The sequence below is a fragment of the Aerosakkonema funiforme FACHB-1375 genome (assembly GCF_014696265.1).
In the GTDB taxonomy this organism is placed as follows: Bacteria; Cyanobacteriota; Cyanobacteriia; order Cyanobacteriales; family Aerosakkonemataceae; genus Aerosakkonema; species Aerosakkonema funiforme_A.
The window spans coordinates 1-16582 of sequence record NZ_JACJPW010000093.1 but is presented as its reverse complement, the minus strand read 5'-3'; the positions used below and the strand labels follow the sequence as shown (position 1 = coordinate 16582).

The 16582-nt window shown below is 45.3% G+C and carries 18 protein-coding genes; 10 read left to right on the top strand and 8 right to left on the bottom strand.

The annotated features are described in order from the left end of the window. Window positions 1-15: 15 nt before the first annotated feature. The 3 genes from nfi to H6G03_RS27575 all read right to left on the bottom strand — a co-directional run bounded on the left by nfi (window position 16) and on the right by H6G03_RS27575 (window position 4603). Complete coding sequence (nfi, locus tag H6G03_RS27585; protein WP_190471714.1) at window positions 16-678, bottom strand: deoxyribonuclease V; 663 nt, start codon at window positions 676-678, stop codon at window positions 16-18. A 32-nt stretch (window positions 679-710) separates the two neighbouring features. Further along, the gene (locus tag H6G03_RS27580) at window positions 711-3122 is read right to left on the bottom strand and encodes a bifunctional serine/threonine-protein kinase/ABC transporter substrate-binding protein (RefSeq protein ID WP_190471711.1); all 2412 of its coding nucleotides are present in this window, start codon (window positions 3120-3122) and stop codon (window positions 711-713) included. 203 nt (window positions 3123-3325) lie between these two features. Continuing rightward, entirely contained in the window at window positions 3326-4603 is a 1278-nt protein-coding gene (locus H6G03_RS27575) for a helix-turn-helix domain-containing protein (protein ID WP_190471708.1), read from the bottom strand. A 188-nt stretch (window positions 4604-4791) separates the two neighbouring features. Between H6G03_RS27575 and H6G03_RS27570 the strand changes: the two genes are divergently transcribed. The 4 genes from H6G03_RS27570 (at window position 4792) to H6G03_RS27555 (ending at window position 8939) form a co-directional block, all read left to right on the top strand. Beyond that, a complete protein-coding gene (locus H6G03_RS27570; RefSeq protein ID WP_190471705.1) occupies window positions 4792-6411 on the top strand; it encodes a TPM domain-containing protein in 1620 nt (539 codons plus the stop codon). Between the two features lie 319 nt (window positions 6412-6730). Then, a complete protein-coding gene (locus H6G03_RS27565; protein WP_190471703.1) occupies window positions 6731-7570 on the top strand; it encodes a prohibitin family protein in 840 nt (279 codons plus the stop codon). Then, window positions 7567-8385, top strand: coding sequence for a prohibitin family protein (locus tag H6G03_RS27560; RefSeq protein WP_190471701.1), 819 nt, complete (start codon window positions 7567-7569; stop codon window positions 8383-8385). Before H6G03_RS27565 ends, H6G03_RS27560 begins: the two co-directional genes overlap by 4 nt. Next, window positions 8382-8939 (top strand): hypothetical protein, encoded by a 558-nt coding sequence (locus tag H6G03_RS27555; RefSeq protein ID WP_190471699.1) that lies wholly within the window; start codon window positions 8382-8384, stop codon window positions 8937-8939. Before H6G03_RS27560 ends, H6G03_RS27555 begins: the two co-directional genes overlap by 4 nt. 13 nt (window positions 8940-8952) lie before the next feature. On the opposite strand, the gene prmA is transcribed toward H6G03_RS27555, so the two are convergent. Further along, the gene (gene prmA, locus H6G03_RS27550; protein WP_190471696.1) at window positions 8953-9843 is read right to left on the bottom strand and encodes a 50S ribosomal protein L11 methyltransferase; all 891 of its coding nucleotides are present in this window, start codon (window positions 9841-9843) and stop codon (window positions 8953-8955) included. Window positions 9844-9889: 46 nt separating this feature from the next. Between prmA and H6G03_RS38990 the strand changes: the two genes are divergently transcribed. After that, window positions 9890-10018 (top strand): hypothetical protein, encoded by a 129-nt coding sequence (locus H6G03_RS38990; protein ID WP_255512290.1) that lies wholly within the window; start codon window positions 9890-9892, stop codon window positions 10016-10018. A gap of 51 nt (window positions 10019-10069) precedes the next feature. Here H6G03_RS38990 and serA read toward each other — a convergent pair whose 3' ends face one another. Next, a complete protein-coding gene (serA, locus tag H6G03_RS27545) occupies window positions 10070-11650 on the bottom strand; it encodes a phosphoglycerate dehydrogenase (RefSeq protein ID WP_190471693.1) in 1581 nt (526 codons plus the stop codon). A gap of 424 nt (window positions 11651-12074) precedes the next feature. Here serA and H6G03_RS27540 point away from each other — a divergent pair, with 424 nt between their 5' ends. Together H6G03_RS27540 and H6G03_RS27535 are read left to right on the top strand one after the other, a co-directional pair. Further along, window positions 12075-12584: a hypothetical protein gene (locus H6G03_RS27540; protein WP_190471690.1), complete on the top strand. Its 510-nt coding sequence runs from the start codon at window positions 12075-12077 to the stop codon at window positions 12582-12584. A gap of 37 nt (window positions 12585-12621) precedes the next feature. Continuing rightward, window positions 12622-13401 (top strand): photosystem II S4 domain protein, encoded by a 780-nt coding sequence (locus tag H6G03_RS27535; protein WP_190471687.1) that lies wholly within the window; start codon window positions 12622-12624, stop codon window positions 13399-13401. Window positions 13402-13479: 78 nt separating this feature from the next. Here the strand turns inward: H6G03_RS27535 and cysC are convergent, their stop codons facing one another. Then, a complete protein-coding gene (cysC, locus tag H6G03_RS27530; RefSeq protein ID WP_190471685.1) occupies window positions 13480-14016 on the bottom strand; it encodes an adenylyl-sulfate kinase in 537 nt (178 codons plus the stop codon). A 341-nt stretch (window positions 14017-14357) separates the two neighbouring features. Here cysC and H6G03_RS27525 point away from each other — a divergent pair, with 341 nt between their 5' ends. The 3 genes from H6G03_RS27525 to H6G03_RS27515 all read left to right on the top strand — a co-directional run bounded on the left by H6G03_RS27525 (window position 14358) and on the right by H6G03_RS27515 (window position 15822). Next, on the top strand, window positions 14358-14528 hold the full coding sequence (locus H6G03_RS27525; RefSeq protein ID WP_190471681.1) for a hypothetical protein: 171 nt from the start codon (window positions 14358-14360) through the stop codon (window positions 14526-14528). A gap of 226 nt (window positions 14529-14754) precedes the next feature. After that, the gene (locus tag H6G03_RS27520; RefSeq protein WP_190471678.1) at window positions 14755-15000 is read left to right on the top strand and encodes a hypothetical protein; all 246 of its coding nucleotides are present in this window, start codon (window positions 14755-14757) and stop codon (window positions 14998-15000) included. A 126-nt stretch (window positions 15001-15126) separates the two neighbouring features. Beyond that, window positions 15127-15822 (top strand): uracil-DNA glycosylase, encoded by a 696-nt coding sequence (locus H6G03_RS27515; protein ID WP_190471675.1) that lies wholly within the window; start codon window positions 15127-15129, stop codon window positions 15820-15822. A gap of 57 nt (window positions 15823-15879) precedes the next feature. On the opposite strand, the gene H6G03_RS27510 is transcribed toward H6G03_RS27515, so the two are convergent. Together H6G03_RS27510 and H6G03_RS27505 are read right to left on the bottom strand one after the other, a co-directional pair. Further along, on the bottom strand, window positions 15880-16086 hold the full coding sequence (locus tag H6G03_RS27510; protein WP_190471672.1) for a hypothetical protein: 207 nt from the start codon (window positions 16084-16086) through the stop codon (window positions 15880-15882). 210 nt (window positions 16087-16296) lie between these two features. Then, window positions 16297-16582 (bottom strand): hypothetical protein (locus tag H6G03_RS27505; RefSeq protein ID WP_190471762.1); only part of this gene is annotated, 286 nt, incomplete at its 5' end.

Genomic DNA, 16582 nt, shown 5'->3' with positions numbered 1-16582 from the left:
ATTTCCTCTATTCATTTATCGGTTTGATGCCAATTTATCAGCTAAGCGCGTTGTTTCCGGTAATTTATATTTGGTAGTGCAACGCATCACATAGTCGATCGCAGTCAGCAAACTCACGCGATGTCCGCTAGAAACATAAACAGGTTTAACCCCCATCCGCGTTCGCAAAGCAGCACCGATCGTTTCCCGGCGATGCACTAGCGGTTTCCATGTACCTCTCTCTAAAGGTAACTCTTCATGTTTGCCAACTAATAACGATTTAGCAACGCCAATAGTGGGAATATCTGCCAATACACCCAGATGACAGGCGATCCCAAAACGACGGGGATGGGCAATACCTTGACCGTCGCATAAAATTAAATCCGGTATAATAGTCAGTTTTTCCAGTGCATCCAGCACAGTGGGAACTTCGCGAAATGATAGGAATCCCGGAACGTAGGGAAAAGTGGTGGGACGGTATGCGATCGCCTGCTCTTTGAGCTGCAAATCGGGAAAACTCAATACTACCACTGCTGCTCTCGTTATGCTACCCGACTCCGGAAAACCCACATCCACGCCAGCAACGTATTGTACTGTTCCCAACTCGTCAGAAGTAATTACCTCTTTTGCCAGTTGTTGCTGAATGGGAATAGCTTCTTCAGCAGTGAGAGGCCAATCATGCCGTTGATTAATCTTCATTTTCCTCTTTCATAGACGAACAGCGAGCAAATTTATTCAGGAAAAGTGGATTTTGAAACGCACCCTAAGTTTTCAACTTTGGAATATTTGATGGGTACAAATATGTAGCCATAAGGCGAACACTTAGACACTACGACTTTAACCAATACAACAACTGGTTCCTTGCGATTTCCATTAGATTCAAAACTAACTACGCCTGTTGCTCCAATTGCTTGAAAAGAGGGATCTGCCAAAACTTGCTGCACATTCAGACGATTTGGGTGAGAGTTTTTTTGTATGGCTTTTATCAACACCATCACAGCATCATAGCTTAAGGCTGTTCGAGGACTGACTTCCCCTCCCCACAACTTCTCAGTTGAACGGGAAAATTCGCGATTGGGGCTGCTCAAGTGATGCCAAGGTACAGCCACGACGAGGCGTGAGGATGCTTCTGGCCCTACCAATTGTAAGATTTCAGAACCGTAAAGGGTATCTCCTGCCACAATTAAATTACCTTTTCGATTAGCTTTTATTGCTTTCAATGTATTGCCAAAAGTATAAGCACTGGTCTGACCGTCTGGAAGTAAAGCTAGCGCAGTGGCTCCTTGTTTTTGGGCTTGCTCTATGGCAACATCTGCGATGAAAGAAGGATCGGACAAGTCAAAATCTTTAACAACCTGTCCTCCAATTGTACGAAAGCTCCTATGGAATTCATAACGGAGAGATTTGCTAAAACTACTCTTGGGATTGTAAAATACGGCTACTTTGCGCTGCTGCACTTGCGTAATTAGGTAATTAGCTAAAGCTTGGGCACTGACGCGATCGCTAGATGCAGTCCGAAAGAAAAAGTAACTTTTGTTCGATAAATCTTCGGAAGTGCTGGTTGGAGAAACTAATACTAAGTTGCGATCGTAAACATCTAAAGCTGCCAGTGTTACCTCACTTGTGTAATGGCCGATAACGGCGAGAATATCTTTTTTAGATACCAGTACCTCTGCAATCTTTTTAGCTTTGACAGGCTGATTTTCATCGTTGGCAATTAGCACTTTAATACCCGGTTGACCGGGCTTTCGCTTACTATTGAACTCATCTTGAGCTTGGGCAACTCCTCGCAAAATTTCCAAAGCCGTGTTCAGAGTTTTGTCGCCGATCGGAGCGACGACAGCAATGGTATAAGCTTCTGCTTTTTGGGCGGTTAGTCTGGCATTATTCAGATAAATTAATGTTTCCGGGTTATGTCGCTTTTGCCATGCTTTTTCTAGTAAATCAACGGCATTTTTATAGCTATTGGTGAAGAAGGCATCAACTCCTGCTTGTGTTTCTGACAAGGAAAAATATGGAACTAAAATTTCTTCTCCACAACTGAGGCTGTCACCTTTAGGAAAACTTTTGAGCGAAATTTTTGCACATCCCTGGACTCCTGTTAAATACCAATAAACGACCGCTGCTGTAACTGTAAGTATCAGAGTCGCTCCTCCCAGAATCTCTGGAATAGGAAGGCGACCAATTTTTTTAATGCGTTTTAAAATAAGTTTGGTATTTTTAGGTCTTTTTTTGCAAGAATGCTCCATCAATTCATCAATAAAACCTAATAGCGATCGCCCAGTTAATTTATCAATAAAATCTGACCAAAAATTGGAGATATGAGGAACACTATTTCGCCAAATCAACTTACCCGTTTGCGAATCTTCGTGTAAATCGAGGGGATGTTTGCCTGTCAGCAAATGAACAAAAGTTCGTCCCAGCGCAAAGAAATCTGATTGCTGTACAGACCTGCCGCGCAGTTGTTCTGGTGGTGCATAACCTGATGAACCAATCACCGTACCCGTCACATTTTGTTGGTGCAAGTAAGTTTGAGTGAATTCTCGCACTGCTCCGAAGTCAATCAGCACCAGTTTCCCTTCAGGAGTTAACATAATATTGGGCGGCTTAATATCCCGGTGGAAATAATTTTGCTGATGTACTTGATGTAAAATTTCTGCTAGTTGTTTTAACCATTCAAGCGCTAACTCTGGCGTTATCGGTTGATTGCCGCGATTTTTTAGCCATGACTGCAAATTAATGCCTTCAATTTTTTCCATCACCAAGCAATGCAATGGTTCTTGGCTATCTTTCGGCCAAAACGGGAATGAAAAGCCTTCGCCTTTAGGTATTCCAGGATAGTTTAGCTGACTCAATACCTCAGCTTCTTGCTGAAATAATTTCACTAGCTTTTCTTTGCTTCTAATATCGGTGATTCCTGCTGTATTTAAAAGTTTTAGGACTTTCACTGTACCGAGATCGTCTACTACGTCAAAAGTCTGAGCAAAACCTCCCTTCCCTAAAGGTTTAATCACCCGATACCGTTCTTGCAGTAAAAGTCTCGACCCACACCTTCTACAGATATTCTCTGTGGAATTCAATGGGTCAGAGGGGTTTGGGCAATTAGGATTGAGGCAATAACTCACCGTAGCTACACCACCCATATTACTTTCTTCTCACCCTAAGAATACAGTTATCCAGCAGGTGAGCGCAACTCCCAATACTGCTCGGATCGGGGTATGGCCGTTCGCGCATCTGAAGAACGGCATTAGCATTTGGGCGACAATTTATCACCCAAAACCGTAAATTTTATGTCCAAATGCTTCCCCCCTCCATGCTACTATTATATTACGGTATAGCGATCGCATCATTTATTAAATCGACTTCTAACATACTTTATAACTATCGGTTGTACTGTGAAAATCAATTCGCTTTCTGATGGGATTTTTTCAATTAGCGATCGCGTCAATAGCGATTCCAAAACGTAGATTATTTCTGATGTCGATACTTGTGACGGTATATGCTCTCGCAATTGCGAGAGTGACATAAGCTGACCATTAATCGCCATCTGGTGCATAATCTCTTTTTCTAAAGATGACAATCGCTCAAACTGCTTGTCTAAAATGTCGCTAATATAACCGAGATATATGGTATTGTGTTTTAAAAATTCACCGACTTGACCATTAAATGAATCTTTGATAACCGCTGCAATGATTTTTAATACTAAAGGATTAGTTGGATATATTTCAACTAATTTACGCCATTTTTCTTGGTCAGACAAACCTTTTTCCCTAAATATTTCCAGGGCTTCTGTTTCCTGCAAACCAGTCAGGGATAACGAACGTACAGGTAGGGTTTCTCCCTCTAGAAAAGCAATTTCTCTGGGTTTCTCGCCGCTGGCTAGTACCAAGCAACTTTGATGGCGTTCTTGCCCCACTCGCTTGATTATCTCAGCAAAAGCTTCATATCCCTCACAATATCGTCCCGCCAATTCACCACTTTTGAGCGCTGTTTCAAAATCATCTAATATCACCAAACAGCGATGTTTGTGTAAGTAACTTATCAATTTCGATATTTGAGAATCTATGCTGTCTGGTAGATCGGTTTTATGTTGGGATAGGAACTTGAGCAAATTTGCGAGAATTGCTTGGATCGATGGGGTATAGCGCAGCGATCGCCAAATTACGTACTCAAACTCATCCTGAATTTCTTCTGCGGTGCGTACAGCCAAAGCAGTTTTGCCAATTCCCTCCATACCCAAAATAGTCACCAAACGGCATCTATCTTTGACAATCCATTGTTTGAGGGTAGCCAGTTCTTTTGCGCGTCCGTAGAAACTGGGTAAATCCGGTGCAGAGTCCCAATCTAAGCGCTGAGTGCGATTAACTACCTCTTCCCAGTTCAGTCCGAGAACGGTGCAGTAAGCTTGGAAAGCAGCGGCATTGATCGGACGCTTTCCTGCCAAGAAGCGACTCCAAGTTCCTTCTGAAATCCCCTCAGCTAGATAACCGGTTTTTTCCCAATCAACTTTCAGAAACAGACTTGCTGCTTCCAGCCAATTGCGATCGGCTACAGGCCACCCTTTTTTCTCTCTCGCTTGCTTAATTCTTGCCAGTCCCTGCTTAGAAGCTTTGAGCGTGGTCATTCGTGGAAAGGATTTTGGATAAAAGGATTTTGAATTAACCCCACGGATGAATCCGGGTGGCTCTCAAACCAATAACTTCTCGGTCATATATATTATGACTTGGTTGTTGTCAAGATCGACTAGAAACCGTAGTTTTACCGATCGTAAGCCGATCTTGGTGCAACCAGGGCAAATCAAAGATTCTAAAGATGCGGGAGGTTAATCAACTCAACCGCAGCAACTTTGCAACACCAGAGGCTAAAGCTGTGAAATTTGTTGCCCTTGCTATCCATCAAACCCTTTGTGTCGGTTTTCTGAGTTTAGCGATCGCTAGCTTTCCCATCCCAAGTAAAGCCATCACCGTACAGGAAGTACCGGGCCCCAGACCAAATGGCTGGGTGACAGATACCATCGACATTCTCAGTCCTGCAACTGAAGCAGAAATCAATCGATCGATTTCACAACTTGAAGCGCAAAATAGCTGTGAAATCATGGTTGTAACTGTACCCGAAACCTCACCTTACACCTCTCCCAGAGAATTTGCACTGGCTTGGTTTAAGTACTGGACAATTGGCAAAAAAGGTCTAGACAATGGAGTGCTGCTTTTATATTCCAAAGATGACGATCGCATTGAAATTGTCACGGGTTGGGGCATTATCGAAATTTTTCCAGACGATCGGGTTGTTAGCCTCATTAAAACAGAGATCCGACCCCGCGTCAATCAAGGTAATTTTAACGGGGCTATGCTGACTGGAACGCAAGCAATCATTAAGGTTTTGCAGACTTACAAACCGCATCCAAGCCCTCACACAAATAATCTCGTTTTCACTCCTGCGCAAGAATACATTTTTTCACCGTTCAATAGACCTAATTATATCTGGATATTTGCCGGATGTGGTGCGGCATTAAGTATTTTTGCTGCTCTGGGAATTGCGCGAGCGCGTCGTTCAGTCTTTATCAAACTTTCAAAGGAACCCCAGCCGCTGCGAATACCAGGTTTAGATGAGCATGATAAAGAAATCCTAAGTTCTCTATATTTATGGTTTTTTAGCTCAACATTCACAATTGCTTTGCTAGTTTCTGGAGGATTTATTGCATCATTTATTGCAGGCTTTATCAGCTATACAATGGCCTACAATCAAAAATTAATTAACTTTGACAAAGAGCGCATATACAATTCTAAACAGTTGCAGTCAGCCGCTGTGGGTTTCATTTCTTGTGGGCTAGGGTGTGGCTTCTTAATTTTAATGCCGCTTGCTCTGGCAGAAGGAATCAAGTTACCGATCGGACTGCTCACCGGGTTGATTGCTTATATCCCAGCGTCCCGATTAGCCCAAGCAATTTTAGGTAAAGATAATGATGAAAGGCAATCAATCCGTCCCCTGCACTGCGCCGATTGCCGACAGCCTTTAAAACAACTAAACTCCACATCGCTGAGCAAACATCTCAGTCCTCCTCAGCAAGCTGCACAAGATCTTCACCATATAAAATTTGAGGGATGGCGATGCCCGAAGTGCCATCCGGGGCAAACTTCAGGACGAGTCCACATCCGGGCTTATGTGACGACTTCAGATTCTGAAAAACTCTGCCCTACCTGTCAGGAATTGACAGTATCCAAGTCAATTTCACTTGTGGAAGAGCCTACGTATATACGAGAAGGAAAGCGCTTGATTACTTACAAATGCCACACCTGTTCTTATCATAAGCATATCGAACAAATCATCCCTATTCTTAGCAACAGCGACAGTGGCGGTGGTGACAGTGGCGGTGGCGGTGGTGGCGATGGCGGTGGCGGTGGTGGCGATGGCGGTGGCGGTGGTGGCGGTTGAGCTAATTTTCTGTCAATGGTGCAACGCAATCGTGTTTTTGCGATCGGGCCAGTCCGGTACTTACATACTCTGAGGCCAGAAACCCGGTTTCTGCGGCGATTTATCGTCGCCAAACCAAATATTTCTCATAGAAACAGGGTTTCTTTGCACAAGTCATAATCTTTAAACCCCTAACGTTTTTGGCACTCCTTGTTGAAGAAATATTGCTGGCTGCGGAATCATCTTTCTCGGTTTTGTTTTAATAGGCAGGAGCCAGAAATTGTCCAAAAGCCATTTCTAATAATTGGAATACACACAAACATCTCCTAACTATCCAACTATGCCTAACTCCAAAATTAAAGCCGTCGATTCTTTTCCCCTTGTTCTTTACGTCGCTGGGGGTATAGCGTTTGTACTGGCAGCTATTATCTTTCGCCCTTTTGCAATTATCAATGCCGGAGAGCGAGGCGTTGTCATGCAATTAGGCAAAGTTCAAAATACGGTTTTAGATGAGGGCATCCACCCAATTATACCAGTAGTGACATCTGTAAAAAGGCTCAGCGTTCGCGTACAAAAGAACGATTTTACGGCAGACGCAGCTTCTAAAGATTTACAGAAAATTACAGCAGACCTCGCCGTCAACTGGCATATTAACCCCGCTGAAGTAAATAAAGTTTATCAACGGGTGGGGGATACAGAGCAAATTGTGAATGGGATTATCACTCCCGCTGTATCAGAAGTTCTCAAGGCAGCAACTGCTAAAAAGACAGCCGAGGAAATTATCACCAAGCGAACACAACTGAAAGAAGAAATCGATAATCGACTCAAAACTCGTTTGCAAGCTTATGGAATTGGCGTGGATGATGTTTCTCTGGTAGATTTTGCTTTTTCTCCTGAGTTTAGTAAAGCTATTGAAGCCAAACAGATAGCCGAACAAGAGGCGAAGCAAGCCGAATATATAGCCTTGAAAGCATCGAAGGAAGCTCAGGCAGATATTAACCGCGCCAAAGGTCAAGCAGAAGCACAAAGACTGCTACGGCAAAATTTAACGCCGCAAATTTTGCAAAAGCAAGCTATAGAAAAATGGGATGGCAAATTCCCGACTGTAATGAGTGGCAACGGTGCGCTACCATTTATTAATGTTAGTCCAGCTAATTTGCCCGCTCAACAAAATAAATGAAATCTAACAATGCTTCTTATATCGCAGCGGCTATACTGCTATTGGTGTTGACAGTTGCGATCGCTTTCAAACCCTTTGTAATTATCAACGCTGGCGAACGCGGCGTGGTCATGCAATTCGGTCAAGTCCAAGAGCGAGTTTTGTCAGAGGGAATCCACGCGATCGTCCCGATTGTCAATACGGTACAAGCTCTCAGCGTCCGCGTCCAAAAACATCAAATTCCCGCTCAAGCAGCATCGAAAGACCTTCAAGATGTCTTCACCGATGTAGCCCTGAACTGGCATATTATACCAGAAAAAGCCAACACAATCTTTCAACAGATTGGCGATGAAAAAGAGGTAATTCAGAGGATTATCAACCCAGCAATTGAAGAAGTCCTCAAAGCAGTAATGGCTCTGTACACTGCCGAACAAATTATCACCAAACGCGGAGAAGTAAAAGCAGGCATTGACGAGCAGTTGACTGCGCGGTTGGCTCAATACAACATCGGAGTCGATGATATTTCTTTGGTGAATATCCACTTCTCCCAGCGGTTCAGCGAAGCTGTGGAAGCCAAACAAATTGCCGAACAGGAAGCAAAACGGGCAGAATTTGTAGCTTTAAAAGCTGCCCAAGAAGCGCAGGCAGAAATCAACCGCGCCAAGGGACAAGCTGAAGCGCAAAGGTTATTGCGGGAAAACTTAACGCCGCTAATTTTACAAAAGCAGGCGATCGAAAAATGGGACGGTCATTTCCCCACAGTTTTGGGTGGGAATGAAGCGCTGCCTTTTATTAATATTAAGCCAGAGGAATTACCAAGTCAAGCCCAGCCATGAACACACCCAGTCATGCCATCCTCAATCTTTTCTTTTTGGGCAAAAAGTCGCTACCAGAAGCCAATCTTACCATTTTCATAGGCGCGATTTTACCGGATATTCCCATATTTGTTTTGTACGGATGGGCAAAATTGATTGCGCGGTTGCCAGAAAAACAAATTTGGTCAGAAGTTTACTATCAAGCTTTTTGGCAAAATATTGTCGCGCTCTTTCATTCCATTCCTTTGGCTTTCTTAGGATGGTTTATTGCTTATAAATTGGGTTGGCAAAAAGTGCAAATCCTTTGCATCAGCATGGTGCTGCATTCGCTTTTCGATTTGCCAGTTCACAACGATGACGCGCATCGGCACTTTTTCCCCTTCAGCAACTATCGATTTATCAGCCCCATTTCTTACTGGGACAAGAAGCATTACGGTGGAATTGTTTCTGTTGTTGAAATATCGTTAGTGCTGTTAGCCTCGTTTCCTGTTTTTAATCTTCTGCAATCTTGGATTGGGAAAGGTTTGCTGATTGCGATCGATCTTGTTTACCTGTACTTCTTCCTCCGCTCATAACAATTACGATGTCTTAGCCTCGACGAATATTGAAGCAACACCAATCTTGCCGACGCCAGAGAGTGGCAATTACCCAACCATTTTGTTCCAGAACATCGGCAACTGGTTTAGTCTGATCTAGCAAAATACCGCTGAGAATTCCCCAAGTGTTAGGTTTAGCAATTTCGCTCATTTGCGGAATCAAGTCAATAATCACCTCCGCCAGAATATTACAGACAATACCATCTACAGGGCCATCACTCATCTGCATCACGAGATCGACACTGCCCTGTTCCACAATTAGACGCCCAGAAGCAACCTTGTTAAGAGTGCGATTGCTGCGAGTAGAGCGTACTGCGATCGGATCGGTATCGACTGCATAAACCTTTTCGGCACCCAGCAACACAGCCCCAACAGATAGTATTCCCGAACCGCAGCCAATATCCGCCACCACAGCTTGACTTTCCGCAAAACCAAGCCGCATTTCCAGCGATTCCAAACAAAGCTGAGTCGTGGCGTGGGTGCCGGTACCAAAAGCAAGACCCGGATCGAGGCGAAGGATAATGCGTTCCGAGTTTGCTGGCACAGGTAACCAGGCGGGGTAAATTAAAAAGCGATCGCCAATTTCTTGTGGTTGCCAGTGTGTCTTCCAGCTACTCGACCAGTCTTCCTCATCTATAAGATGCCACTTCATCGCTGGCATCGACATACCCAAAACCAACGCATCCTGACGCAACCACAGAGAGAGTGCCGCCAAGTCTAAAAGTTGCGCCTGTTCTTGCGGCAGATAACCTCTCACCAAGCAAGCATGACCCTTTATCTCACTGGCGGTTCCCCGACAGCCAAATTTTTCCAGTCGCCAAAATACAGAATCTTCTAAGACTTGTTCGCAGAGAATTTGCAGTTCCCACCAGCTGTTTGACATATCAGATTTTAGATTTTAGATTTTGAATTTTAGATTGGGAAGGGTTGTGAGAACCAGAAATTATTGGTTCCGGAGTGAGGGAAGCTTCGATCGGCATCTCGATCGCGATAAAAAAATTGTCGATCGAGATGCCCCTACAATCCAAAATCCTCTCTTGCGAAGGTGGGCATCGTGACGGTCACCGCCAAGACGCCCACTTCGCGCAAAACCCAAAATCCAAAATCGACTAGAGAGCTACCGTATAGGCATCCCGAATTCCCGGAACCTTAAGAATCTCGCTCAAAATTCCTTCCGGTAGGGGATCGTCAAGGCTCAACACCATGACCGCATCCCCGCGCACAATTTTGCGGCCTACCTGCATACTGGCAATATTGACATTAAAACTGCCCAGTAGGGAACCGATTTTGCCGATAATTCCCGGCATATCGCGATGCAAGGTAAACAGCATATGCTGAGCGGGCGGGACGTTGATGGGGAATTCATCGATATCGGTGATCCGAATTTCGCCATCGCCCAACAAAGCGCCGGTAACCGAGTGTTCGCCCAAAGACCCCTTTGCCTGTAGGTGCAGCGAACCGGCATAGTCTCGGATCGAAGCATCGCGGGTTTCGATCACGCGAATTCCCCGTTCTTTAGCTTCGATCGCCGCATTAACGTAGTTGACCCGCTCCCGCAAAGCTTGCGAAAGCAGACCCTTGAGGGATGCCACCACTAACGGCTGACTGTCGTTGCTGGCCAATTCTCCCTGCATCCGCACAGTGAGACTTTCCACTCGTCCGCCAGCCAGTTGACCGACCAAATTGCCCAGAGTTTCCGCCAGTCGCAGGTAGGGTTTGAGCTTTTCCAGAACATCTGGATACAAACCTGGGATATTTACTGCCGACCTTGCCGGTAAACCCAACAGCACATCGCGAATTTGCTCCGCAACGTCAATCGCAACATTGACTTGTGCTTCGGCGGTGGAAGCTCCCAAATGGGGCGTCAGTACAACTTGTTTGCCCAGACTGCGTAGGGCTGATTCACCCAGCGGTTCTGTCTCGAAGACATCCAATGCCGCACCAGCAATTTTACCTTGTTGCAGAGCTTCTGCTAAAGCCGCTTCATCAATTATTCCACCTCTAGCGCAGTTGACAATCCGAGCTGTCGGTTTCATTTTGGCAAGAGCTGCGGCGTTAATTAGATGAGTGGTTTCTGGCGTCTTCGGCATATGCAGGGTGATGTAATCGGCTTCCCGCAGCAGCAAATCCAGTTCCACCAGGCGACAGCCGAGCTGTTCGGCTCTTTCGCTAGAAATATACGGGTCAAAGGCCATTACCTTCATACCCATCGCCCGCGCTACGGTGGCTACGTGGGAGCCAATTTTACCCAAACCGACAACGCCCAGATTTTTTTTGTAAACTTCTGTACCGATATAGCTCTTGCGATCCCACTTGTTGCTTTTTACCGAAAGATTAGCTTCTGGGATATAACGCGAGAGGGCTAGCATCATAGCGAGTGCGTGTTCTGCTGCTGCAATGGTGTTGCCTTCTGGAGAGTTGACGACGACAATGCCCTGCCTTGTCGCCGCAGGCACATCCACATTATCCACGCCAACACCCGCTCGCCCAATAATTTTGAGCTGCGTGCCAGCTTCGATCACTGCCTTGGTGACGCGAGTTTCAGAACGGATCATGAGCGCGTTGTATTCTGGGATGATCCGGATTAATTCTTCAGCTGGCAAGCCGGTTTTTACATCAACTTGGGCTACCTGAGATAAGATATCGATGCCAGCTTGGTCTATTGAATCGGAGACGAGAACCTTGGACATGGTTAGTAAGTGAGTTTAGAGCGGGAAACTTGTCCCGCCAACAATTTGGAACAGGCAGTAACTTTCGTCTCTGCCGGTAGAGATAGAGGATGCGTGTCTTTGAATTTAGCTGCTGCGGCGACTTAAAAATGTTGCCGTTGCATCAGTCGGATATTGGTCTGGAGGCTGTTTCCATGCTCTGATGCGCTTGTTGCCACCATCGGAAATCTCTACAGTAGGTCATTCTAACGGTAAAATGGTATGGCCACGGCTAATCCCCAGAAAGTTTTTATCCTTTTCACGGTCAAACCAAACGGTGTAAGACCGAGCATCATACCGATAGATATCTGTTCTATACAAAAGTTAACCGTGGAAGGCGTTATACCCTGCCCCGCCTTCCGACCCGCCCACTCTTGGGACGGGGTTTCCAGGCAGGAAGATCTTTATGAATTACCTCTTTGCCGTTTTGGCAGATCGCATTCAGGCAGAAGAAGCTTACTCGGCTTTAGAAAAAGAAGGCTTACCGATGGACAAAGTGAGCATTCTGGGCAGAGGATACAAAAGTGCTGATGAGTTTGGGTTGATCGATCCCAACCTGCAAGCTAAAAAGCAAGCGACGCTGATGTCATATTGGTTGGTGCCGTTTGGCTTTGTGGCAGGTCTAGGCTTTAGCCTGCAAACTAATTTAAACACCTTTGCTTGGGCGGGCGAAATCGGCAATCACGTTATCGGTGGCCTTTTGGGTGCTATCGCTGGATTGATGGGCAGTATTTTTGTCGGTGGTGGTAGTGGTTTGTTGTTTGGCAGCGGTGATGCTTTACCTTACCGCAATCGTTTAAATGAGGGAAAATATTTAATTGTGGTTCGAGGTTCTGAAAGTCTGACGCGGGAAGCTACCCGGATACTTCGTCAATTTGAGCCAGAAAATATCCAAGGTTATGCGGCTGATAGCTAAGACATTCCAGAGCAAATCTACAATCTAAAATTAAACGATGTTACCGAGGGAAGAACTTTTAAAAGGAATCGAAAATCGAGACACTGCTGCTAGGGTAATTGACCTAGCGGAACAGGCGATCAAAACTTGGGAAATTGTGTTTACCGATTTTCTCTCACCACCGGAACTGGTGGAGATTAAGCAGATGTTCGATCGCTTGACGGAAGTGCATCTGCTGGCATGGGGTGGTTATCCGCAAGCAGAACGTCAACGAGTCGCGATCGCGCGATCGGAACTTCCTCTCGATCCGTCTCAGGTAGAGTTAGCAGCGTTAGAAATTGCCGGTAATTTTCTCTTCGATCCTGCCACTCACCGCGATTTTCTGGGTGCGATGTTGGGATGCGGTATTGTCCGGGATAAAACTGGCGATATTATTGTTTTGGGAGAGCGAGGAGCCCAAGTAATTGTAGTTCCAGAAATGGTAGAATATCTGGAAGAACATCTCACGCAAGTGCGATCGGTGCCGGTGAAAACCCAGCGCATTGAATTGAGCGCTCTGAAGATTAAGGAACCGAAAAAGAAAGAGCTAACAACGGTAGAGGCATCTTTGCGACTGGATGCGATCGCCTCAGCCGGTTTTGGGATGTCCCGCAGCAAAATGGTGGATTTGATTGATGGGGGTGATGTGCGAGTCAACTGGAAAGAAGTTAACTCTGCCAGTTACCAAGTTAAATCCGGCGATTTAATTGCGATCGGCGGCAAAGGACGCCTCCAAGTTGGGGAAGTGGCAACTACTAAGAAAGACCGCTATCGAGTGCAATTAACTCGTTATATTTAATTTCAAATTTTAGATTTGAGATTTGAGATTTAAATAAAATTAGAAATCTCAAATCTCAAATCTAAAATTTCCTAGCCCCTAGCTCAAGTTAATATAACCAGCAGATTCGAGCTTGTGTAAAACTTTAGCTACACTTTCTTCCACACTTTCGATGTCGGTGTGACATTCCACATCCGGGTTAGCTGGCACTTCGTAAGGATCGTCAATACCGGTGAAGTGCTGAATTTGTCCGGCGCGTGCTTTCTTATAAAGTCCTTTGACATCCCGTTTTTCGCACACTGCTAATGGCGCATTCACGTAAACTTCGATAAAATCGCCAATTCGTTGCTTTACTTCTTGCCGCATTTCCCGATAAGGAGAAATAGCCGAAACCAAAACAATGACGCCGTTTCTAGTCAATAAATGAGCTACGAAACCAATGCGGCGGATGTTCTCGTCGCGGTCTTCTTTACTAAAACCCAAACCCTTCGTCAAGTTCTCGCGCACTATGTCGCCGTCCAGGATTTCTATGCCATAACCGCGATCGCGCAGTTCCTTTTCCACTGCGCGACTGATAGTAGTTTTACCAGCACCGCTCAAACCGGTAAACCATACTGTCACACCAAGTTGTTTCATATTTTCTATTCGTCTCCATAGATAAGTCAATCAATTTTAATCTGAGCAAAACACCCTGCTACATCTTAATTTGCGAATTCAGAAACTCGGTATTTATTCCCAAGTTTTTTGAAAAGCTTTACAGGAACTTTGTTTCTCCGTCACAAAAGTGTCCTGACGGGCAACCAGGTAGTTTCCGATCGCTTTCTACAACCGTAGTATTACGCATCTGCTGGGAAACCCAAAGTGATCTCGGTCAGCTGGACAAGATCTAGTATTCCCAACGCAGCGATCGAGTGAGACAATGAGCTTAAGTCAACCGTCCGCCGGGTGCGTGGATCAAAATCAAATTTGCTGCTGTGATGATGGCGGGATCGGCAGGAGCAATTTGGGTGTTGAATTTACCGTATCCGATGCAGAGGGTCGAACGGGGAACGACTGCTTATGCAGAAGCGCAACAGCTACTGCGATCGGCCCAAAACAAGCTCAACCAAATTACACAACCTTCCCCCCGCAGTAATTTAGCCAACTGAACTGCTGCAATACTTTGCATTATTTAACATAACTTTGGCACTGTTGTCAGTGTTGTCAACCTGACGTTTGTCAGCTTAGGCGTGCTAGCTTCAAAATAAGGATTTGCGGTTTGGTTTAGTTTGAATCCGGCACAAGGATCGATCGGATTGCGAACTTCCAAGCCGATTAAACCTTACTATACACTTAGGCGATTTCTAGCGACAGGATAAAGAATTGGTATTAACTATGAGTTCACCAGAAATTTACAAAGGTTGGATTATCGAAGCGAGACCAGTGTTTTGCGTCGAAGTCTGGAACTCCGGTGGCAAGTGCTTTATCCCAGTTCACAACGCTAAAAACGAGAAAGAAGCGCTCAAACAAGCCAAGCGTTGGATCGATATGCAAACGGAACCGGAAAATGAGCCACAGCCGGAAATAAGCGATGATTTTCCGCCGCCAGACAACTTTGATGACGATGATATGCCGTTTTAACTCCTAAAACGCGAATTATAATGGATTACGGCAACTTCTAACAACTTGTCCCTTCGCCCCAAAGCTTCATCATTTCGCACACTGGGATTGATAGGATGGAGACGTGGAAACCTTGCCGTTTTATCTATGTCGGACTCCGAACAGCTGAGCCTTTTTGACCTTTTACCAGGTAGCGAAGCATCTACCCCATCAGTTTCGCAGACAAATTTGATTCCCAGTTCTGCAAAAATACCCATTCCCCCCGGTACTTATGAAAACTTAGAGCAACTGGCGAATCATTGCAACCAGTGTCATCGCTGCGGATTGGGAAATACGCGCACTCATGCTGTCGTTGGACGAGGCAATCCACAAGCCCCGATTACGATCGTAGGGGAAGCACCCGGACAAAATGAAGATGAGACTGGTTTGCCATTTGTCGGGAAAGCGGGTCAACTGTTAGAAAAAATTCTTGCAGCCGTTGGGTTGAGTAGCGAAAAAGATGTATATATTTGTAACATCATAAAATGCCGACCGCCAGGAAACCGCGTTCCTACACCAGATGAAATTGCGGCTTGCAAACCTTATTTGTTAGAACAAATTCGCTTAGTTAATCCAAAAATTATTTTATTGACTGGCGCGACTGCTGTTAAAGGTTTAACAGGAGATAAGAGAGGAATTACCAAAATTCGCGGTACTTGGATGGAGTGGGAAGGGCGACTTTGTATGCCGATTTTGCATCCGGCTTATTTGTTAAGAAATCCTTCCACGGAAAGGGGTAGTCCGAAGTGGTTGATGTGGCAGGATATTCAGGAAGTGAGAGCAAAGTTGGATGAATTGAGTTAGATTATTGAATAGGGGTAAAAAAGGTCGATCGCACTAACATCGATTCCCAAAGGGCAACTACTGACCTCGCCCAGGTTTGCAGTCTGCAAAACCCAAAGCTTCGGAATCAAGAAAGCTAGCTATAGCCATTTCAACAACTGTTTCGATCGGGTACTCAATTTCCGCAGCGCGTGCAACTAGAGCGATCCGGATTCGTTCGGGTAGGCGATCGAGGATAGCTTGAGCGTCAGCAGCAGATAGTTGTTCTAAGCTAGTAGTCTGCATAGATCTATTTTTCTGGAGGAATTTGGACGTTGTATGGTGGTTCAGTTGCTCGTAAGAGGTCATATTTATTGGTAGCGATCGCGCAGCGTGCTGTAAGCATATCGCAATTTTTCCATTTTACAGAACGATCGCACTTTCTAATTTCACAAACGCGATATTGCTAACGCCACGCTACGCGATCGCACTTTATTTACTTTCGGCAAATTACCCTTATTCTGATTTATTAAGACGTTGCGATAATAGGCAATCTTCAAAACTAAAAGCTTCTGAGTCTAGAAAGCTAGCGATCGCCATTTCGATCGCAGCTTCCAAGGAGCATTCTAGCCGATCGGCTTTTTCCTTTAGGGCGACTTTCACGTAATCAGGCAAATAGGGCATCAGCGAATGAATAAGTAGTCGGACAAAAGTAATCGACACTGTATGAACTTTTGTTAAGGCACTTGCAGGAGTGCCTTCGCACAGCGTGCCGTAGGCATATCGTGCATCGGCACAATTA